We start from the raw sequence: 22,211 nt of genomic DNA on the forward strand, positions 1-22,211 counted from the left end.
TGAAGAAACTAGCCGACCGAGTGTGAACTGACCGGATTATATCGTGCCGACGTTACTCGTCGCGTTTTCAGCGTTTTGGGGAAATGCACGAGGCTCACGCCGTAGACCGCGGCTGAGAATTCCTCCTCGGTCCATTCGGCCTCGTCGATGTCGAAATGTTCCTTAAGTGCGACCTGCGCTTTGGCAGCTGTCAGCTTACCAACATTTGCCTGTAGAATCGCGAATAACGCAGGGCCGACGCGCCATCGAATCTCCTCCAGCGTAAAGCCGCTTGCGAGGGCAAGCATCGCGTAGCGAATGTCATCGGCGGCGATGCCGTCGAGGGCATATTCACTCGTGCCGATGAATTTTGAGAACGCGATCTGCGAAGCGTTATCGGCCGTGATCGGATCGTCACCTGCCATAGCAACATCAAAGGCGTCGCGCGAAAATCCCGACACATCAAGCACCTCGGCAAATTTCGTGGCCGAAACTGTCCACCGCGAATCTGTAGAAGGCCGCGGACTTGGGCTGCGGCGCGGCGTCGCGATCGAGTTGGAGTACATGACTCTAAAATAAGGTCGATTCACCGCATAGAACCCGATCTCGGCCCGGTATTCGCCATCAGGCTCGACTGCGAACCACCAGTTACCCGTGCTGTCACAAGGGTTGATCTCTTCAGTCTCGCGCTTGAGGTCAACCAGTTTTACAACCAGGGCGTAACTGCCGAGATCATCACCGAATATTCGTTTCAGCTGATGCCATGGGTTGTCCTTCAGCGACCAATAAAAATAGAGCCGCGTTGGCGACTGCATTAGCAGCCGTGCACGATTCTCGCGATCAAGTTCAGGAAGGGAAACGTCTGAAAGGGCCTTAAACGCCGGTGAAAGTTCAACTTCCGGTTCCACCGAAACAAGCTCGGATGTGAGTTCGAGATCAGCCTTTGCTCGCTTCGCCGCTTTCTTCCGGACCGGTTTTGTACTGGCCATCTTAGGGCCATCCGCAGTCGATTGGCCCGTCCCTTCCGCCTTTTTCCTCCTCGACGCTTTTTTTACCTGCGATGTCGCAACGGCAACCTCTGCGAAGGCGTCTGCCGAAGGCTCAGTCGTCTTCTTCGAGGAGCGAGTGTTCCGCTTCCTAACGACTTTCGGCGGCATCGCTGATCCGACAACACGTGGATCGACAACGTCTGCGAACGGATCGGTTACGGTCGTTCTCTGCTTAGGTACCTTCCTTTTTGTAACTCCCTCTTTTGCCACGTCATTAAAAAGCGGTCAAAACCGCAAACAATTAGTATGCGGCTTTTCTGACCGGCTGACAAGGTGAGCACGTTGGCAGAGGTGGGCAGATGTGGCGAGGTTCAATCTTTCTTGTATGACTCGAGCTTAATGTTTACCTTGCCGAACTGAGTGGTGACCTCAGCTCGGACAGGAACATGCCGTGGATCATCCGTCAACCAAATGACCATTTTGCCCTTTTGCTCGATCAGGCGTCCGGGGCCGAATATGTCAGGCTCGACACGTAGGCAGGTGACCTTGCCGAATGTCGCAGTTGGTTGGCGCTCACGCTTTGTCACGGCAAATGGGACGCTGTATACAAGGCCCGAATCACTGACGTCAAACCTGCCTCGCGTACCGACATCGAGCGGCATCAAGCGCACTGCGTAGATAGCGGAGACCATGTCCAGAACGTCGGGAGCGATCTCTGACGCAATTCGGCGTGGCGGCCGCGTCGCATCCTTAGGGTCGGTCTCGACATACGTGACGCTGCGAGCCCCGTAGTCGAATACCGCCTCGCTGTCGCGGACCCGCTGTTTCTGGACGTCGTGTTTTGTCGTTTTCAGTATTCGGAAATCACCCATCGACAACAGCGATTCGTACTCCTGAACAAAGCTGAAACGGAGCAATTTCAAGAGGGTGCCCTGCGAAACAGCCTCGCCGCGAATGACCAGCCGCCCGGTATCGGGTTGCGCGGTCGTCTTGAACACAAGGTCAGCGATAGACCAGCCGATCTTGAGTCGGCTGAGTTTCCCATCATATGTCAGTGTCTCGCCAACAAACATCTGCCCCGACCCACGACCCGTTTGGGCCAAGGGCTGAGCATGTGCATCCACACCGGCAATAATCAGGAGCGCGGCAAGGACAAAACCCAAGCGAAGCACTTTCGGAACCGGTTTACGACAAGACATATGCCTTAACAGCGAGCAAGGCGAAAGCGAGGGCCGCACCAATAGCCGCCTCATACTCGCGATGCTTCAAGTATAGACCACTTTCCCATTCGATGCTCTTACGACGCCAGGGCGTGAAGCGGGGAATGAACATCGGCACATGATTTGAGTACTCGTTGTATTCGGAACCGAACATCTCACGCATATCGTCTGCTTCGATTCTCATTACGGGCAAATAGAGGCCTAGAAACAGCGCGGCAAATACAACGGCGAGCCACCATACACCGGTCGCTATTGAAAATCCGGCACCTATCAGGAAGCTGCCTACATAGAGTGGATTTCTTGTATATGCATAAGGTCCCGTCGAGGCTAATTCCCGCGCCTTGCGGATATGACCTGATGCCCATGCCCGAATGGCTAGCCCGATGGCCGTTATGCCGCCGCCGATCACGATGCTCATCGTCGTCGGATCGGCAAATACCATAAACACGACAGCAAAGATCAGACCGAGCGGAACGCGGATCCGTTGGAGGGTGCGTTTATTCATCGAAGACTCGTGTTAGTAGCAAGGCTCTTGCCGACCGCATCAAGCACAACATCGACCCCGATGTCCATACATATCCATTTGCCGCATGTGCGGCGATGGCAATCGACGCGGCAGGCTATGTCATTACGTTCGATGCAGATGTCGTCGGGGTTCAGACTGCCATTCCGCCACCATTCTGTGGGGCCGAACAGACCTACAACGGGCGTCCCGGCGGCGACCGCCAAGTGGGTCGGGCCCGTGTCGCCGCCGACATATAGCTTCGCAAGCTTCGCCAATTCATAAAAGCCCTTGAGGCTTAGTTTTGCATTGACCAGCTTGCCCGACGTGCTCTTCTCAGTAGCCCTCTCTGCCAAACCGTCCTCGTTCGGCCCTGTCGTGACGACAGAGGTCAACCTGTGTTCGAGCCACAGCCTATCGGCCAAAGTCCCGAAATTCTCCGCAGGCCATAGTTTCGTAACCCAGCCTCCGCCGGGATTGAGTATCGCAAAGTCGCCGTCTGTTTGTCGCGCGACGGCATCTGCTTCGGCCCTGTTCTCGTCATTTGTTGCGATCGGAAAGTCCAGATCCGTATCCGCCATTTCAATCCCAAGAGCACCAGCCAGGAGGGCGAGATTCTTGCGGATTACGTGGACGTGCTTCGGGACCGCAACGGTATCGGTCAGAAAATAGCGACCCGCGGGCTCGCGTAAGCTCTCGCGAGCAAAGCCCCATCGCCGCGGCGCACCGGACAGCCGAGCAATTACTGCGGACTTGAGTAGGCCCTGAAAGTCGATCGCTACATCGAACGTATATTCGCGCAGCTTTCTGATCTGCCTGCCGGTATCAAGGAATATCTCTTCGATGATCTTGCCGCCCCGCAATGATCGCGTGTCGACCTCGATCAGGTTATCAATCAACGGATTGCCGCGAAGTATCTCGGCCGATCTCTCCTCAACGACCCAAGATATCTCGGCATTCGGCAATGCCCGCCGCATCGCCGACAACGACGGTAGCGTGTGGATTATATCGCCTATCGAGCCAAGTTTTACGATCAGAACTCGCACAAGGCTATATGTTAATTGCCCGACAACTTTTTTACACGCCGTGGCGCATTTCTGAGCCATTTCCTGTCTCATTTTCGCCTTGTAGACTGAATGAGAAAGGTCTACTCTGCCCGAAGAGGATCTTGCTCGCTTTCAGGAGGTTGATGAGGTATGAAAGGCATTGTCAAGGCAACGTTCAAAAACAGCTATGGGGTCGCCGCAATTGCCCTGTTTACAGTGCTTTCGGCATCAGCCCTTGCCGCTTCAACAAACACCATGCCGAGCGCCATGTCGCTCGAGGCGATCACCTCATTCCTCGGCCTCACCGCGCCCGATCTCTCGTCCGAAGCCCCATCTGCATGCACGACCCCCAGCTTTGGGACCGCGACGGTCTATGGTCCGGCTCCGAACGCGATCGGCGAGGTCGTAGCGGATTTCAACAACGACGGGAATCCTGACGTTGCCGCATCGTTGCTCAATGCGAGCTCCGTCGCTCTTTTTCTCGGGAACGGGAGTGGCGAGCTCGGATCGCCCACCACGTTTGCGGTTGCGAGCCAGGCGCGTTCTATGGTCACGGGTGACTTTAATCAGGACGGCAATGCGGACATAGCAACGGCAAACAACCATCCCTCGAATAGTGTTTCCGTCATATTGGGGAACGGAACCGGAGGTTTTGGGGCGGCGGCAAACTTTACCGCGGTCAACCCCGATTCTATCACCGTGGTGGATCTTAACCTTGACGGCAAGGCCGATCTGGCCACCTTCGGCTCTAATACCATAAGTATACTGCTGGGAACTGGTACCGGAAGTTTTACGGTACAGTCTCCGTTCTTCCTGGGCGGTGGGATTGGTGGCATTGCATCGGGCGACATTAACCTGGACGGCAAGCCCGATCTGGTCACCGCAAATCAGGGATCTTCGGTCTCTCTGCTTTTGGGCAATGGCATGGGCGGATTCGGTGCGCCATCGCACACTTCGGTAGGTATCCCACTGACATCCGTCGCCATTGGTGACGTAAATCTCGACAACAAACCGGACTTGGTCGCGGGCAGCATAGGAAATAATCTGTTCGTCCTGATCGGCAACGGCGTCGGTGGATTCACGGCCGGCCCTAATGTACAGGTGGGATTCGCGCAGACGTCAGTAACCCTAAACGACTTCAACGGCGACGGAAAACTCGATCTGGCTGCGACCGGGAACCTTGATGACGCCATTGCTGTAGCGTTCGGCAATGGGAATGGCAGTTTCGGTACATCAGCCAGTTTCGGGACCGGCAGAGACAATCCGCTGACCGTCGTTGCAGGCGACCTCAACGGTGACCGTAGGCCGGACCTCGCGGCGACGAATTATACATCTGGGAACATTTCCGTTTTGCTCAATACGTGTGCCGCCGCTACGCCGACGCCGACGCCATCGCCAAGCTGCCCGCCGGCCGGTTCGCTTGATACGACGTTTGACGGTGATGGCAAGGTCACTACGTCATTTGGCAACATTGACCGCGGAGCAGGGCTCGCTCTTCAAGGTGACAGCCGCATCGTGACCGTTGGCTCAACCTGGAACGGGACCGACTATGATTTTGGACTGACACGTCATAATCCTGACGGCAGCCTCGACACGTCATTCGACTCTGACGGTAGGGTCGTCACTCAATTTAGTGGTGGCGCCGATCATGGAGATGCGGTAGCAATCCAGTCGGACGGCCGAATCGTTGTAGTGGGCATCGCGTCGTCGCCGGGATTTCATTTTGGCATAGCTCGTTACAATACTGACGGTAGCCTTGATACGTCCTTCAACGGGTCTGGGAAGGTCATCACGGTGATCGGCAGCACGGATATCGCTTCATCTGTCGCCATTCAAGCTGACGGGAAGATAGTCGTCGGTGGTGGCTGTACCGATACAAACTACGATTTTTGCGTTGTACGCTACAACACGGATGGCTCGCTCGACACGACCTTTAACGGAACGGGAATCGTCCGGACACCGATAGGGCCCGCAGGCGAACTCATCCAATCCATCGCGGTACAGTCCGATGGCAAGATAGTTGCGGCGGGTTACGTGCCGCGGACCCTGGCTGCCGGCGGCCCGATCGATTTTGGGGTTGTTCGATACAACACGAACGGAACACTCGACACGACGTTTGGCGGAACTGGAAAAGTCGTTACGCCTATCGGCTTTTCCGCCGAGGCATATGGGCTCGGCATTCAGTCTGATGGGAAGATCGTCGTCGGTGGGTCGAGCTCGAGCGGCTTAGGCATCGGTTCGGATTTTGCACTTGCACGCTATCACACCGATGGATCGTTGGACACGACACTCAACGGAACCGGTACTGTGGTGACGCCGATAGGTCCGGGCTCGGAACGGGACATTGCGTACGATCTGGCCATCCAGCCCGACGGTAAGATAGTTCTGGTCGGTGACGTCTCTGACATCGTGTCAGCGTCAGACTTTGCTGTTGCGAGATATCTGCCGAACGGTTCCCTGGATACGTCGTTTAATGGAACCGGAAAAGTCATAACACCGATCCAGACCGTCAACGACATCGCGTACGGTGTCGCCATCCAATCCGACGGCCGGATCGTTGTCAGCGGGATGACATCGACCGGACTGGATGACGATTTCGCGTTGGTCAGGTACAACGGTTCGTCGTCTTGCGCGTCGCCGACACCGACGCAAACACCGACCCCAACGCCAAGTCCGAGCCCGACGTGCCAGCCTGCCCCGAGCGGCATGTTCGCTTGGTATAAGGGCGAAGGGAATGCGAATGACAGCGCTGGAGCGAGTCACGGTACTCTCCAGAACGGGACGGCATTTACCGCGGGGCAAGTTGGACAGGCGTTTAGTTTTGACGGTGTGGACGACCAGGTGGTCGTGCCTCATGCGGCAAATCAAAATGCCGGGAGCAATATCTCGATCGCGGCGTGGATCAAGCAAGACACACTCGGGCACGGACGTTCGATCGCGCAAAAGCGCACTTCCGGCAACGTCGGAGGGTACGTGTTCGAAACGGTGCATTCACCGTTCGGCGCTGACGGATCACTACAGTGGGTGATCATGATCGGCGGGGTTTACCAGCACCTTCAAACGCCGGCGAATGTCCTGCAAACGGGTGTGTGGCAGCACGTTGCTGCGACCTACGACGGCTCGTTCATGAAGGTATATGTTGACGGCGTAGAGGTTGCGAGCCGCGCCCAAACCGGTACTGTTGACAATTCGACCGAGCCGATCGTTTTGGGCCGGAATGTTGTGTTTCCCGTCAACGCATTTGACGGCAATATCGACGAGCTGCAGTTCTATAACCGCGGTTTGACGGCGGGCGAGGTTGCGGGGATCCACGCTTCGGGTACCAGTGGAGTATGCGGCAGCAACTGCCTGCCGGGCTCGGCGACGTACAACGATACTTTTACTAATGGCCTCGATCCGGCGTATTGGTCGGTCATCCAGACTACGCCGGGATTGTTCTCGGTCGATACTACGCAGGGCGACGTGCGGCTTGCCAAGACTGCGATGAACAGCCCAGGCGGGCAGCAGAATGTAGCCGTGCAGTTGAATCTGGCGGCATTGGGCGGACAGATCAGCGGCGATTTTTCAACACAGGTCGATTTTCGTAATGCCGTGATCGGCCCCGCGATCGACCAGGTCGAACTGCACACGACATTTGCCAACAACTCATTTATGTTCGACGTGTATGACAATGCCTGCGCAAATCCGAACGTCCACGTCTGGAACGGCTCATTGCAGGGCTGCACGCCGACGGCCGCTACGGGCGGGACATTCAAGATCTCGCGCGTCGGATCGACGCTCAGCGGCTATTTCAACAACAACCTGATATTCTCGCAAAGCAGCTCATCACCGCTAACGCGGCTCGAATTCCTGCTCCAGCTTCAGCCCGGGTCGAACGACATGACCTCGGTAGCGTTCGATAATTTCTCGCTCACCGGCGGTTCGTGCGGATGCCCGATCACCTCGCCCGACAACAAGATCAGCTGGTGGCGCGGTGAGGGCAACCCCAGCGACAGCGTAGGTACGAACAACGGAACTCTTGTCGGCGGAACGACATATACCACTGGAAAAGTCGGGCAGGCATTCAACCTCAACGGAACGAATGCCGGTGTCACGATACCGCACAACACAGATCTCAACATCAACCCCGGTGGATTCTCAGCCGAGTTCTGGATGAAGTCGAACGGCCCACAGGGCGGACAAGCTCTGGTAATGGATAAATCTCACGGTTTTGTCGATTCCGCAGGCTGGGCGTTTCAATCGACGAGTGGAGCATCGGATCGCATAGCGTTCTTCATCGGCGCGGGCGGCGGCGGTGCAAGCAACTTTATCGGCGTTGGTTCGAATGTAAATCCCTTCGACGGCAATTTTCACCACGTCGCCGGAACGTGGGACGGCTCGGCTGTTCGACTATACATTGACGGCATACTGCAGGGAACGACCCCGTTCGCGTCGCCCGTGAATAACACACGGGCCGTCAATATCGGATACGCGTGGGGAGGCGGTTCAAACACCCGATGGTTCAACGGGATCGTTGACGAAGCCGCGATCTACGGCCGCGCGTTAACCCAAGCTGAAATATTTGCTGCGGCTGGCGTGTGCCCGACGGGACAGTGTGCCGGTGGGTGGCCCCTTGGCGAATGGCAGCAGGGGACCAATGGCCATTACTACTCCGTTCAGGAGATCACGGGGGGCACCTATAGCTGGCTCGCCGCTCGCAGCCAGGCTCGGACTCTAACTGCCCCTAACGGTGCCCGCGTTGATCTGGCGGCTCTCACGACAGAGGCTGAAAATACCTTCGTATTCAATGGGATCAACTGCCCAACCTACTGGGCGATAGACACGGCGAACAATAATGAAGGCCCGAATACAGGCGGCTATCAGTATGACAAGCTCTCTGAACCGGGTGGACATTGGGCCTGGGTAACCGGTGAGCCGTTCACCTACACAGCCTGGTCGCCCGGTGAGCCAAATAACTCTGGTGGAACCGAGGACATATCCTCCTTCTTCGCTCCGGGCAATAACCGGGCTGCTACCTGGAATGACATCGGCTTAGGGTCACCTTCGATCGTCCATTACTACATTGCTGAGTCCGTCGCACCGCAAACGTGCGCGACCCCGCCGCCGTCCATGGTCTCGTGGTGGCCCGGGAACGGGAACGCGAACGACGTTCAGGGTGGCCACACCGGCACGCTTCAAAACGGAGCGACATTTGCCGCGGGCTTTGTAAGTCAGGCTTTCTCTCTCGACGGGGCCGACGATCATGTGAGCGTGCCGGATGATCCTGCGTGGGCATTTGGGAGTAATGCCTTCACGATCGATGCGTGGGTGAAACTCGACGCGGTGAACGATTCGAATCCGATCCTCGCCAGCAACACAGGCAGCGGCCCACTGAACAAATGGATATTCGGCCTTACGAGCAACCGCCTGAACTTTCACATCAACAGTCCGTCGATCGGGGATCCGGGCATTAACGTTCAGTCATCTGAGTTGCTCATCGCTCCGAACACTTGGTATCACGTTGCGGTAACGAGGTCCGGTGCGACGTATATCTTCTACGTCGACGGAGTGCCTATCTCATCCGCCACGCAAGGAGCAAACATTCCTGATGCTGCGGCACCGCTTACGATCGGTTATAACGGCGAGACGACGGGTGGCGGTTCAGCCAGATACCTTGATGGCCTGATCGATGAGGTGGAGATCTTCAACCGAGCCATCTCTCCGCAGGAGCTAGCGTCGATCGTCATTGCCGGCCCCTCGGGCAAGTGCCTGCCCGCCGGCCCGACACCCACACCGACACCTTCAGCGACACCGACGCCAACACCGACGCCAACTCCTACGCCGATGCCGACGCCAACACCAACACCGACACCAACGCCTACTCCGACGCCGACTCCTACGCCGACTCCTACGCCGACACCTTCACCGACGCCGACTCCAACGCCGACTCCTACGCCGACTCCTACGCCGACACCTTCACCGACGCCGGAGCATCGTGTGGCATTCGATTACGACGGCGACGGGCGTGCGGACGTGTCGGTATTCAGGCCATCGGAGACGTTCTGGTATCTGGAGCAATCGGCGGCGGGATTCAAGGCAATGCAATGGGGACTTGCTACCGACAAGATCGCCCCCGCCGATTATGACGGCGACGGTAAGACCGACGTTGCAGTTTATCGCCCCGATGAAGGTATCTGGTACGTGCTCCGCAGTTCTGACGGCACATTCCAGATCGTGAAGTTTGGCCTGCCCGACGACCTGCCGACTCCGGCTGACTTCAACGGCGACGGCGTCGCTGATATTGCGGTGTTCCGCGCGGCCGATGGGATCTGGTGGATCGAGTACAGCAGTTCTAACAACGATGGCCGCAGTGAGGGCGCGATCGAATTCGGACAACCCGGCGACGTGCCGGCCGTTGCAGATTACGACGGCGACGGAACAGCCGACATAGGGATATTCCGTCCGTCAGACGGCGTCTGGTACATGTTGCAGTCGACCGAAGGCCTGCTCGGCCTCAAATTCGGCCAGGATGGCGACCTGCCGACCCAAGGCGATTACAACGGGGACCGCCGTGCTGATGTAGCGGTCTATCGGCCATCAACGACGTATTGGTATATCGATGATCCGGTGATCGATTATTACTTCTTTAAGTGGGGCCTCCCGGGCGATATCCCCGTCCCCGCAGACTACGATGGCGACACGGTGAACGATATATCTGTGTTCCGGCCCGATGGCGGCATCTGGTTCATCCGTAGCAGCATCGACGGCTCATTCACGATCACGCGGTTCGGTAAGGACGGCGATATTCCGACGCCGAGTGCATTCATCCGATAAGCAGAAACGGCGGCCCTAAAACGACCGCCGTTCTTTGCTCTTTAATAACCTTAGGGTTATTCGCTCTAGTCGGGAATGATCTGCACGTTCGCGGTGAAGTGCCCTGAGTTGTCTTCAAGGTTCCCTTCGTTTATTCCGAGAAAAAGAGCCCCGTCGCGGGTTGCGACAAACTCACGCTCGGCTCCGATGTAGATAAAATCGTTATTGTCGTCCCCGATCACGGCTACAAGAGCGCCGGTCGCAACATTCTTGAGCAGCTTTTGCTCGTCGGCTATCGAAGGCACACCCGCGGGCGGCGACGACTTGCCTTTGCCCAGCGACACCTTGCCATCACCGCTGATGCGGATCCGCTGGCCCTTCTTTACGACCCAGCCTGTGTTAGTCCAGCCATTCGCCGTATTATCGGCCAACACTTTGACGCGCCATTCGATAGGCTTCATCTTTTCGACGGAGGATGACGACGTTCTGACAGGCGGATTTAACACAACCTTTGCGGGCGGCTCGGAATCCTGCCGGTACGAGGCGTTCTGGTTGACGGTCGAGCCGGACGTTGACCCGGATTGTGTGTCAAATTGGATCGATTCGATCTCGCTCGCCAGGAACGTCAACTCTCGCCGACGCGAGCCCTCGCCCATCACGACGATGAACTTGCCGCCGCCGAAACTGACGATACTTCCTTTAATGATGCTGCCGTCCTTAAGTCTGATCGTGTCCGCAAACGCAAACGCCGACATGGCAAGAACGACCACCGAAACAGCGAGAAAGCGGGCTGCCATTCTGAAAAACAACATATTTCCTCCGTACGGGCACCGGCGATAGCCGTCCATGCCGACAGACCTTCATCAGGCACAAACTACGGCCTGAGGATTGATGTTACCGATATTGGTTGAGTTGCAAAATTTGCTGTGAAGGGCAAATTCAATTGCGATGATACACAATAGGCTGTTCGATGTAAATCAGTTTATTTGCAGCCTGTAGTTAGCACATCATATGTCCGGATGTAGTAGCAGGTGATATGTCCGCTTTCGGCGGCGAGGGGTGAGGAGAGAATAGCTTCTTGGAAAGAGAAGCTATGACAGAACACGCTGGAGCCGCCTTGGAGAAGGCGATGACAAGACAGGAGATCATATTGAGGGCATACGCGAAGAAGGTCAGTTGGATAGAGGCGGCAGAGATACTTGGGATGAGCTGCCGGAACCTGAGACGGCTCAGAAACGGTTATGAGAAGCACGGATATGGAGCATTGTTCGACAAGCGAGTGGGCAAGGCATCTCCGAAGCGGATAAGCGTGGAGATAGTTGAGCAGGTATTGGGCTGTATCGGGAGAAGTACTTTGACCTTAACGTGAGGCATTACCACGAGAAGCTGCGAGAAGAGCACTCGATAGAGGTGAGCTATACATGGGTAAAAGGGCTGCTGCAGGGGGCCGGCCTTGTGGCCAAGGAGAAAGCCCGCCGCAAGCACCGGCGAAAGCGGGAGAGAAAGCCGTTAAAGGGGATGATGCTGCACATAGACGGCAGCAAGCACCAGTGGTTCGGCGACGAGAGGTGGCATGACCTGATAGTGATACTCGACGATGCGACAAGCGAGATCTATCACGCCTCTCTGGTCGAAGCCGAATCGACGGCCAGCGTTATGAGGGCAATAAGGCAAGTGGTTGAAAGAGAAGGTGTTTTCTGCAGTTTGTATTCTGACCGGGCGAGCCATTTCTGGACGACGCCAAAGGCCGGCGAGCCGGTTGACCGCCAGGCATTGACGCAGGTGGGACGCTCACTTCGGAACCTCGGCATAAGGCTTATCCCGGCCTACAGCCCACAGGCACGCGGCCGCAGCGAACGCAGCTTCCGCACCTGGCAGGGACGGCTCCCGCAGGAGATCAGGCTCAGAGGCATATCGACCCTCGAAGAGGCCAATCGATTCTTAAAGCGATATATCAGGGAGTTCAACCGCAAGTTTACCGTCGATGCGGCTGAATCGGAGGCGAGTGCTTTTGTCCCCTGCACCCGCACCGACCTCGATCGCGTCTTCTCGGTCCAGACCGAACGCACCGTCAACCGCGACAATACCATCAGATACAACAATCTTACCCTCCAGATCGACCGCCAGAGCTGGCGACGCTCGATGGACGGCTGCCGCGTCACCGTCTATCAGCACCTCGACCGCACAATCTCCATCGGCTTCGGCCCCCAGGAGATCGGCAGTTATAACCCGGACGGCAGGCCCCTTAAGCCTTCCGTCACCAAACGACGTGGTTTGGGACCGGAGCGGCTCGCCGCTCCGCTCCCAAACCTCCAAACCGGACATTTGATGTGCTAACAAAACCGGACATCTTCATTTGCTATTAACATCAGTTTATTTGCAGCCGGATCACGAGCTTGGCAGGCCTTTGGTGCGATGCCAGCCGATCAACCTGACACCTAGAACAAACAGGAATATAGCGAATGCGGGCGAGAGAGTAAGCAATGGCGACCCGGCAAGCTGCGTAAGGTCGCCTGCCGCCACGAGCATGTTGCCAAGGCTCGGCTCAGGCTCTTGCAGGCCGACACCCAGGAAAGACAGAGCAACCTCGGCAAGCAGAAACGCCGGCAGGATCAATGTTGCCTGTATCACGAGCGGCATAGCGATATTTGGCAGGATGTGCCGGCGCAAAATTGCCGCCTCGCTTGCCCCGATCGATCTGGCCGCCGTAACATACTCCCGTTCCTTTACCGCAAGAACGAGTCCCCTTGTAAGTCGTGCGACCTCGGCCCAGCCTGTCAGCGCAAAAATGCCGACCAGCAATAAACCGGCGGTGAACGGTGGTAATTCGAGCGGAAAGGCCGCCCTCACGGCCAGGATCATGATCAGCGTAGGCAGTGATATCATCGTGTCCGTAACCGCCATCAAGAGGGCATCGATGCGCCGGCCGGCATAACCCGACATGCAGCCGACGAGAATACCGATCATACATGCCAGCAGCATCCCCAAGGGACTAACGATGAGGGAGAATCGGACGGCGTATAGAAGGCGTGAGAACCGGTCGCGGCCAAGTTGGTCGGTGCCTAGGAGCCGGATCTTTGGCCCGTCTGCACCTGTTCCAAAAAGGTGGATGTTCGAATCCGCCAGGCCAAACAGTGAGTAGCTGCTGCCGCGTGTAAAAAACTCGATCGGGAAAGGATGTTGATCATCCTCCTTGTACTCCATGTCGCGCGTGTCGACCAGACGGCGCGCATAAATAAATGGCCTAATATGGAACGAACTCGTCCTGTCAAAAAAGCGCACTGCGGTCGGTGGTGCTGATGGTTCAAGCCTGGCCTGTTCGCGATGGTCGTACGGCGACAGGAACCCTGCTAAAACTGCCACAATGCCAAAGGCAAACAGGAGCGCCATGCCGGCCGTCATCGCCTTGCTCATATTTGGTCGATACGGTCCGGCGGCAGTCCTCATTTGGTTCGATGCGGCTGAATACGTGGATCATTGACGACCTGCAACACCTCTGCGAGAGTATTGCCAACCCAGACTGCGGCGCTGGCAACTACCACGATCCCCATTACAAGCGGAACATCCCGGCCGCGCACCGCTGACACCATAAGTGCACCGATGCCCGGCCAGCTTAGGACCGTCTCGACAATGACGGATCCGCCAAGCAAAGCGCCGAATGCAAGACCAAAGAGTGTCAGGAATGGATTGAGCGCGACGCGCATGGCATGCTTTGCGATGACGGTCCATTCGCTCAGCCCCTTAGCACGTGCAAGACGGACAAAATCCTCGTTCATCGCTTCTTTCAGACCGTCATGGGCCTGTGCGAGAAACAAAGATATCAGTGGTATCGCCAGCACTATCGCGCCTGAAAAGAGCAAAAAAGGGCTGGTCTCGCCCGCCACCGGTGCAGCGATCGACAGCCGGAGTGATATTACGAGCACGATGAATGAGAGCACGACCCGCGGCGTTGACGCCGCAACGAGGATCATGATATCGATCGCTCCTTCCAGCAGACGACTGCGATAGCGAGCGGATATGAGGGCCAGGCCAAGAGAAACCACAACGCTGATCGCCAAGCCTAATAGGCCGATCATCAGCGTGTTCTTTAGTCTGGCCCAGACAAGTGCGCTTACAGGCAGTTTGAACATGAACGACTCGCCCAGATCGCCCTGCGCGGCCGACCCCAGCCACGAACCGTAGCGGACAATGAATGGGCGATCAAGCCCGTAAACTTGGCGCAGTTTGTCGATGGTCTGCTCCGATATCTGAGGATTCTCTCGAAGGCCGGAGAGAGCATCTCCGCCGGCCGCCGACAAAAGAGCAAACGTAATGATCGACACGCCAATGATCATGAACAGGCCGTGAAGCAGTTTCTTGATGAAAAATCGAAGCATCGGTCGCGGACGCGAACTCTCGAACATTTTTTACCATCGCTCGCGGAATTGCAAAAACACAGGCTCAAAACCCGGCATCCATTCAAACGATCAAAAAAAAGGGGGCGAGGTGGTGAGCCTCGCCCTCTTCAGTCATGTCCGCTTGTTGCGGAGCGTGTCTAGTTGTTCGTGGCCCCCGTGTCGATCGCGACAAAGTCGAGATCGGCGACGTTATCGGTCAGCGACAACACCTGTGTCGGAACAGCAAAGATGTACCGCCTCGAATTGACCGTCACCATGTAGGTCTGGCCGGTCTGCAGGCCTTCGAAGTTGTAGTATCCAAAGCTGCCCGTCTGGACCCTCATCGGCTCCGTCAGAGTGCCGCCAGAGATCACCACCTCAGCATTCCGGATGCCGTGGCCTCCGGCCGTTAGGACGCGACCTGAAACGGACGCGTTCGCTGCCGTCGATGCCAGGAACTCGATGCCCCAGCCGCCGTTGAGGCAGCCTGTCACGACCTCAGGATTACCCAAAGGTGTTCCCGCATCGTCACGAACATAGAGGTTCCATACACCGTTGGCATTCGTCAGGCCAAAGTTGCCGAAGAACGTCTGTGTTCCCGTTCCGCCAACCGTGCTGCCGGGCTCGTTATACGGCCCTGCCGGAGCGGCACCCGGGAAGTTGGTCACAGGCGTCTCCCAGTTCGTCGGCTCGAAGTTGCCCGTTGTGAGCGGCCCTGAGTTGGGCAGCACACCAGGCCCTGCGTCACGGAGGCTAAGCGTTACAGTGTTATTGCTCGGTATCGCTATTGCTCCGCCCGCATCGCCCATCAGCACATACTTCTGGCCTCCCGGGCCGACCAATAGTACATCGAGATTGTCGGGCAGTACGTGCTCCAGATCATAGAGTGTCACACGCATATTGCCGATCTGGACAGGCCCACCGGCGACGGGGATCGGTGCCGGATAAACATCAGCCGCACCGCCGAGGTTGCTGCATATGGCCCCTGTGAAGCGGAACGCAGTTGCCGTGTCATTAATATTAAGCACGGCATTCTGCACCTCAGGTGCCAGCGTCCCCCATCCTGTAAGGGTGAGGTTAACCGTCTCCGTCGGTTCCGACAAGAGATCGGCGAAGATCGGCACATTGACCGTCTTCAGCGTCTCGTTCGGGTTGAATGTGACGTTAGTGGTTACATTCTGATAGTCGAGGCCCGGTCCGGGAGCGGCCCCGCCCGTCGCAGTCCCATTCGACGTGGTGAACGTCACCGTGTTAGTACCAGAAAGGTCACCGCTACGTGCTATACCGATCACAGCCGTCTGTGACTCGTCTTCAGTATACGGGTTCTGGACGAACGTGATACTGAATGGAGCCGGCGTCGGCGTTACCGACGGTGTTGGTGTCGGTATCGGCGACGGTGTTGGAGTTGGCGTCGGTGTCGGAGTCGGTGTCGGTGTCGGAGTCGCCGGCGGAGGTGTCGGCGTCGGCGACGCGGTCGGGCATGGGCCCGACAACAGTTCGACCGTACTGAGAGCCGTCGTCGACGTGGTTAGACCGTCAACAACCATCACTCGGCCATCCGGCAAGGTGCCTTGTGCGTGTCCCGCACGGGCAGCGCCCAGGGTCGGCCCCACAGCAAACGTACCGCTGCTAATCGTGAAGATGTGCGTGGTAGCACTCGGAGCGAAGCTGCCGTTCGCTCCATCTGTGATCAGCAGTTGTCCCGAGCCCAGAGGCGAAATGCCGCCGTAATTGCCACGGGCCCCGACAGTGCCGGCCGAACCTAGATTGGTCCACGAGTTCGCGACCGGGTCGTAACGAAGCAGCGTATCGGTCGCAGTGTTGAACGCGGGTCCTAGCAAGCCGCCGTAAACATAGACGAACCCGCCCGAGGCCGTGGCATAGAGGTTAGTTCGCAGGTCAGGCAACGTTGCTCCGGTACTCCACGAGTCGGTGGCAATGTCATAGATTAATGTTGTATTCACCGCATTGTTGAAGTCATCGCCGCCTATGACATAAAACTTGCCCCCGACGACCGCCCCTGCAGCTGCCTCCCTGAAAGCAGGAAGATTCGCGCCGCTCGACCATGTGTCGGTAGCAATGTCGTATATCCTAAGCGTATTGACCACGCCCGCGGCGGTCGTGCCGCCCAGCCAACCGCCCGCGACATATATCTTGCCGCCGGCCGCTCCCAAAGCCGTCTGGCTAAGGCCAACCGGCAACGGAGCGACATTGCTCCAGGTGTTCGTTACCGGGTCAAAGCGCGAGACCTGATTATATATGGTCAGATTATCGCCACTCGATCCACCAACCACATACAGCTTGTTGTCCGTGCCGAGCGCGGACTGGAGAGCATAGCGTGCCGGAGTCTGAGCCGGGCCTGCCTGCCATACGCCGGGCGTACAACTCGGTGAAGGTGAAGGCGGCGGTGTCGGCGTCGGTGTCGGTGTTGCCGGTGGAGGTGTCGGCGTCGGTGTCGGCGATGGCCCGCCGATCGGCGCGGCTACCGCACGAACAAACATCGACCGATAAGCCGTGAATGACGACTGTATCGTTCCCCAGGCAGCCGGGCCTGACGAGGTATCGAACCGTGCATAGCCGCCCGCAAACCCGACAGGATTTCCTGTAGATTCATCCGAGGCTACAAACACGTTCGTCGTCATCGGTACATACCGCACTCCGAGATACACGCTTCCCGAACCAATATTCAGGTTCATCGGAGCAATATTCACAGTCTGCCAGACCGGCACGCCGAGACCGCCCGGGATGCCCGTGGCCGTCGCGGCTATCGTGCCCAGCTGCGTTCCCGGTGCTCCGCCCGCTCCGTCGTCGTCGTATGCAATCACGTTGAAGTTCAGCGTCGTCGGCGTGCCGGCGATCGTGATGAAGGCCACGCAAACTGACGTGAATGTCGACGGGTAACTTGATGGTGTAAACTTGTCCACCGCGTTGAACATCGTAATAGTCGATGGGTTGGCGCTGTAGCCATTCTCCATAGTTCCGTCATCGTGAATGATGATACCGGGCTGCGTGTTGCAATTTACTCCCGGTCCCGGTGTTGGCGTCGGGCTCGGCGTCGAAGGCGGTGTCGGAGTCGGCGTAGGCCCACCGGCACCCGCCACGAGGCAGAGGTTCACGGCCGATACCGTTCCCGTATCGCCACCGGCGTTGTCGCTGATGTTCAGCGTCCAGTTGCCGTTTGCAGCCTCAGGCGACATGCCGTCGAAGATATCCATTCCGCGTTCCTCGCCGCCCGGCCGAACCGGCCCGCCGAATACCGTGTTAAGGAATACCTGCTCGCCCGGCGTCGATACGCACTGGCTGGCAGCATAGTCTCCCGCAGGTACCGGATTGCCCGCTACCGTGTGGAACGTGTTCGGGAACCCGTCGCCAAAGTTGTACGGCCCGACAAGATCATTCGATGACCCAAATCCAGTCGGCGGACACACCGTATTGCCGCGCCGCTCGACGATCGTCGCCGTCGGTCCGCCGCTCGGTGCCTGCAGCGTCATCTTGATGTCGCCGCCCCATGAGTGCGCCGGATTCCACACCCAGTTCCTCACCTGAGCCGAGGTTAATGTGCCCGTAAGTCCGGATACCGGAATAGTCAGGCTCACGCCGCCCGGCGAATTGTCAGGTATAACGGCCGGCAGACCGCCCGACGGGACAAATGTCTGCCCCGCACATCCCGGAGGAGGCGTGGGCGTCGGTGTCGGCGTTGCCGGTGGTGGTGTCGGACTCGGCGTCGGCGTCGGCACGGGGCCGCTCGTCAACGTAAAGTTCGTGTTCGAAATGTCGAAATAGATATTACCGACCGCCTCGACCTTGATCCTCGCGGTAGTCGTCGGCGTTCCCGGCATGGTAACCGTTTCGGAACCGTCATTAGCCGTACCCGCCGCAAGAACGGTCGGGAACGTATTTCCGCCATCCGAAGAATACAGAATATTCACAGTCGCCGTATTGATCGGTGCCCCGGTAGTGCCGGCAACGTCCCAAGTGATCGCCTGCGAACTTCCGGTTCCCCAAATGACCGGTGAATTCGGCGATGTGACCTGAAACGGCCCAGCCGCATTGCTGACCGTAACGACCATGTCCTGAAACTGTGTCTGACCGATGGTCGAACCCGGGACATACGGTTTGTTGTCTTTAGCCGTAAATCTAAAATTCAAGGTCCTTGATACAGAGCTAAGCGCTTCGGTATTTACATTCCCGCCAGGGTTCGGCCCCGTAACAGCCAGTCCCGCAAGGATGGTCGAGAGCTTTGGCATGAAGCGAGTCGGCGACGTGGAATTCGGCTGCGTGAGCCAATTCGGGCCGCTCGCTTTTGTCGGAAATGCCGGGCTGTTAGCTCCCGTTGTCCCCGAGTTAGCACTATCGTTCTGCTCCCAGTTATAGGTCAGCGGATCGCTCTCAGGATCCGTCGCCGAGCCGGTCAGAGCAAAAGGTGTCGTGATCGGGATAGTGTAGTTGGTCAACGGAGCGACGACCGGTGGCGTGTTTAGCGTCATCGTGGTCGTTCCGGCGGCCGGACACGGCCTCAACGGCAGATTCGTCTGGATCTGCTGGATCGAGCGTTGGTGCCATACATCGATCGAGTGATCATCGACATCGAAGCTCGTGATGCCTGCGTAACCCATTATCGTTACGCCCGACCCGACCTCAACGTTGTTGACTCCCCCGGCCTCAAGGCCGTGTGAGAACGTGTGATTTCCGCCCATTTGGTGGCCAACCTCGTGTGCGACATAGTCGATATCGAAGTTATCACCCTGCGGAATGCCATCGGCCGGTGAAGTGATTCCGCGGCCCTTGGTATTGTCGGCACTGCAAACGCAGCCGATGCAGCCGGCGTTGCCGCCGCCGCCCGAAGCTCCAAACAGATGGCCGATATCGTAGTTAGCCGCCCCGATCACCGAGCCGAGCGTATTCATCAACTCGTTGTTCCAGTTGCCGAGAGTGGTGTAAGGATCGGTCGTTGGATTGTAATAGAAAACATCCGTCGTGTTCGCGATCAGATTCAGGTGAACCGCAAGATCCTTCTCATAGGTTCCGTTCGTTCTCGTCAGCGTCGCATTGACAGCAGCAAGGACTAGCGCAACCTGAGCCGGAGCGGTCGCCCCAAAGAAGTTGGAGTATTCACCATTGACGGACTGGGCAAGCCGCATCGTCCTGATGGTTCCGGTATTCGCTTCCGGCAGCCTGAGGCTCGACACCTGAGAGTGAATGCTCGACATCAGGTTTCGCTCTTCGGTCGTGCATGCCCACGGCATTTCGCCGCGTCGCTGACTCCGCTCGAATACCGCGTACACCATCCGATCTTGTGAGTAAGGCTCGATGTATTCGTTGACCCTTCCCACACGAAAGACCGTTGTTTGGATCCCCTGCGGCGACAGGCTCAACTTGAGCACCGCGTAGCGGTCGTCAAGACCGCGGCCTGAAAAGGCCCTGATGTTCGGGAATTCCTCCTGCAATGCCGGCTCGAAGTTAGAGGCCTCGAAAACCTCAAACCTCTCGAGCACGCCGTCGGCGTTCGGCAGCAGGATCACAGTCGACGCCGGGCTGTTGCCCGTAAGGGCAACAGGTTGATCCGTGATCGACATTAACTGAGCTTTCAGCGGTTCAACATTAAGGTTGAACAGCTTGAACTCGGTGGGAAATGACTGCCGCGCAACAGCCTTGTCTTTGACGATGCTGTCCGTGCTGTCGTTATTTGCACTCCAAATATTCTCCTGCGCCGTTACCGTCAGCGTCGACAATGCGATCGCGGCAATAACGAAGAGAACCAATCTACGGCTCAACTTGGTAAACATAATCTCGCTCCTTGTTTGGGTCAATTGCATTCGCTTGCCCCGCGACACCCGGGGGCAAAAGCGTAGAAAACTCACACTCAGGTCCTTTCTTCTTCTTCAAACTGCAAAGTTTAGAATGTTAATCCGTATCTTAAGACAAAAAACAAGCACTTGTCTATGCTTGCGCTAAAAAAATCCTAATACGGCGGGCGGCTTGCTTTGAACCAACCAATCACTGACAATCGGTGTCTAATCCTCAGATAGTTGTTTGTAGGCGTTTTTGGCTTCCTTTGTTATGCGATCCAGTATCATCCAATTTGTGGCCGTCAGCGGCATTCTCCTTTTTGGCCTGTCACCTGCGACACCACAATCAAAGCCGCAAAAAACGGCGACTCCGGCCGGCAATGAAAAGAAGAATACCCGCCCTGATCCCAAGGTCGAGGAGGAGCGTCGCCGCGCCGAAGAGGAAAAGAACGCCATCGCTGACGATATCGTCGAGAAGGTCGAGGCGAAGATAGTTAATATCGAGACCGTTGTTTACAACAAGAAGACCGGCCAAATAGTAACGGGCCTGACCAAGAATAATTTCACGATCCTTGAAAATGGTGTCAAACAGCCGATCTCAGGCTTTGCAGCGCCGGAATCGCCCATCACCGTAACGCTCGTAGTCGAATACAGCCGGTGGACCGAGATCTTCGGTTCCGCCGCCGGCGGCTATTTTGAACCGGGGTTTTACGAGGTCGTTCGGCCCGTAGCCTACTTTCTGTCGAGGTTCATCAAACCGCCCGACGACTATGCGTCGGTGATAGCCTTCGATATGCGGCCTACGCCTATCACCGATTTCACCAATGACCCGCGCCAGTTGAACGAAACGGTAAACGTACTTCTCAAAAACAGACCGGCGTTTACCGATAACAATCTCTTCGACGCTCTCAAGTTCGCTCTCATCGGCGGCCGCGGCGATGCGGTAGTGCTGGATGATTCCAAGAGCAAGACTGCGATCTACGGCGGCATGGCAGATGTCAAGGCCAAGCGGCGGGCAATAATTCTGGTTGCCTCCGGCATCGACACCTTCAGTAAAACGGGCTATGACGAAGTTCGGCGAATAATTATGGAATCGGGAGTGCCTATCTACGCCATTAGCACGGCAAACCTGTTCTGCAAGAGGTACTGTGATTATCTAGACCCGTCGCGGGTGATGCCCGGCACACCGGACAGGCTGACCTTCCTTCAGGCCCAGAATGCGATGAATACCTTCGCCAAGGAATCAGGCGGCGTGCACTATCCGATGACGTTTGAGGGTGAGATACCGGGATATCTGAACTCGATCAACGGTTTTCTTCGCAATCAATATGCTATCTCATATGACCTTACGGACGGTCATCAGCCCGGGAAACGCTATAAATTAGAGGTCAAGGTTGATGTCGATGGCGATGGCCAAAGTGACGATAAGACGTATGTCGTCCAGCACAGGCCTTACTACACGATGCCCTCGCAGGCCCCTGCGAAAAAATGAGATGATATCCTTGGCGCATTTTGACG

At 57.0% G+C, this 22,211-nt stretch carries 10 protein-coding genes and 1 pseudogene; 3 read left to right on the forward strand and 8 right to left on the reverse strand.

From position 1 onward, the window contains the following. Positions 1 to 8: 8 nt before the first annotated feature. From IPM59_01495 to waaC, 4 genes are all read right to left on the reverse strand, one after another. The gene (locus IPM59_01495; GenBank protein ID MBK9214268.1) at positions 9 to 968 is read right to left on the reverse strand and encodes a DUF4912 domain-containing protein; all 960 of its coding nucleotides are present in this window, start codon (positions 966 to 968) and stop codon (positions 9 to 11) included. 371 nt (positions 969 to 1,339) lie between these two features. Then, positions 1,340 to 2,140 carry a DUF3108 domain-containing protein gene (locus IPM59_01500; protein ID MBK9214269.1) on the reverse strand — a complete coding sequence of 267 codons (801 nt, stop codon included), beginning with the start codon at positions 2,138 to 2,140 and terminating at the stop codon, positions 1,340 to 1,342. A gap of 13 nt (positions 2,141 to 2,153) precedes the next feature. Then, positions 2,154 to 2,693, reverse strand: a complete 540-nt coding sequence (locus IPM59_01505) for an isoprenylcysteine carboxylmethyltransferase family protein (GenBank protein ID MBK9214270.1) — start codon at positions 2,691 to 2,693, stop codon at positions 2,154 to 2,156. Continuing rightward, complete coding sequence (gene waaC / locus IPM59_01510; GenBank protein ID MBK9214271.1) at positions 2,690 to 3,736, reverse strand: lipopolysaccharide heptosyltransferase I; 1,047 nt, start codon at positions 3,734 to 3,736, stop codon at positions 2,690 to 2,692. Before waaC ends, IPM59_01505 begins: the two co-directional genes overlap by 4 nt. Positions 3,737 to 3,886: 150 nt before the next feature. Between waaC and IPM59_01515 the strand changes: the two genes are divergently transcribed. Next, on the forward strand, positions 3,887 to 10,549 hold the full coding sequence (locus IPM59_01515; protein MBK9214272.1) for a VCBS repeat-containing protein: 6,663 nt from the start codon (positions 3,887 to 3,889) through the stop codon (positions 10,547 to 10,549). 65 nt (positions 10,550 to 10,614) lie between these two features. Here IPM59_01515 and IPM59_01520 read toward each other — a convergent pair whose 3' ends face one another. Beyond that, complete coding sequence (locus IPM59_01520) at positions 10,615 to 11,340, reverse strand: hypothetical protein (protein MBK9214273.1); 726 nt, start codon at positions 11,338 to 11,340, stop codon at positions 10,615 to 10,617. 281 nt (positions 11,341 to 11,621) lie between these two features. On the opposite strand from IPM59_01520, the pseudogene IPM59_01525 reads away from it, so the two are divergent. Further along, positions 11,622 to 12,778, forward strand: a pseudogene (locus tag IPM59_01525) (ISNCY family transposase). Positions 12,779 to 12,916: 138 nt separating this feature from the next. On the opposite strand, the gene IPM59_01530 reads toward IPM59_01525, so the two are convergent. The 3 genes from IPM59_01530 to IPM59_01540 form a co-directional block, all read right to left on the reverse strand. Next, positions 12,917 to 13,942, reverse strand: a complete 1,026-nt coding sequence (locus tag IPM59_01530; GenBank protein MBK9214274.1) for an ABC transporter permease — start codon at positions 13,940 to 13,942, stop codon at positions 12,917 to 12,919. Between the two features lie 29 nt (positions 13,943 to 13,971). Further along, positions 13,972 to 14,904 carry an ABC transporter permease gene (locus IPM59_01535; protein ID MBK9214275.1) on the reverse strand — a complete coding sequence of 311 codons (933 nt, stop codon included), beginning with the start codon at positions 14,902 to 14,904 and terminating at the stop codon, positions 13,972 to 13,974. Positions 14,905 to 15,062: 158 nt separating this feature from the next. Then, positions 15,063 to 20,690 carry a hypothetical protein gene (locus IPM59_01540; protein ID MBK9214276.1) on the reverse strand — a complete coding sequence of 1,876 codons (5,628 nt, stop codon included), beginning with the start codon at positions 20,688 to 20,690 and terminating at the stop codon, positions 15,063 to 15,065. A gap of 274 nt (positions 20,691 to 20,964) precedes the next feature. Here IPM59_01540 and IPM59_01545 point away from each other — a divergent pair, with 274 nt between their 5' ends. Continuing rightward, positions 20,965 to 22,185 carry a hypothetical protein gene (locus tag IPM59_01545; protein ID MBK9214277.1) on the forward strand — a complete coding sequence of 407 codons (1,221 nt, stop codon included), beginning with the start codon at positions 20,965 to 20,967 and terminating at the stop codon, positions 22,183 to 22,185. The last annotated feature ends 26 nt before the right edge of the window (positions 22,186 to 22,211 follow it).

Source organism: Chloracidobacterium sp. (assembly GCA_016715795.1).
In the GTDB taxonomy this organism is placed as follows: Bacteria; Acidobacteriota; Blastocatellia; order Pyrinomonadales; family Pyrinomonadaceae; genus OLB17.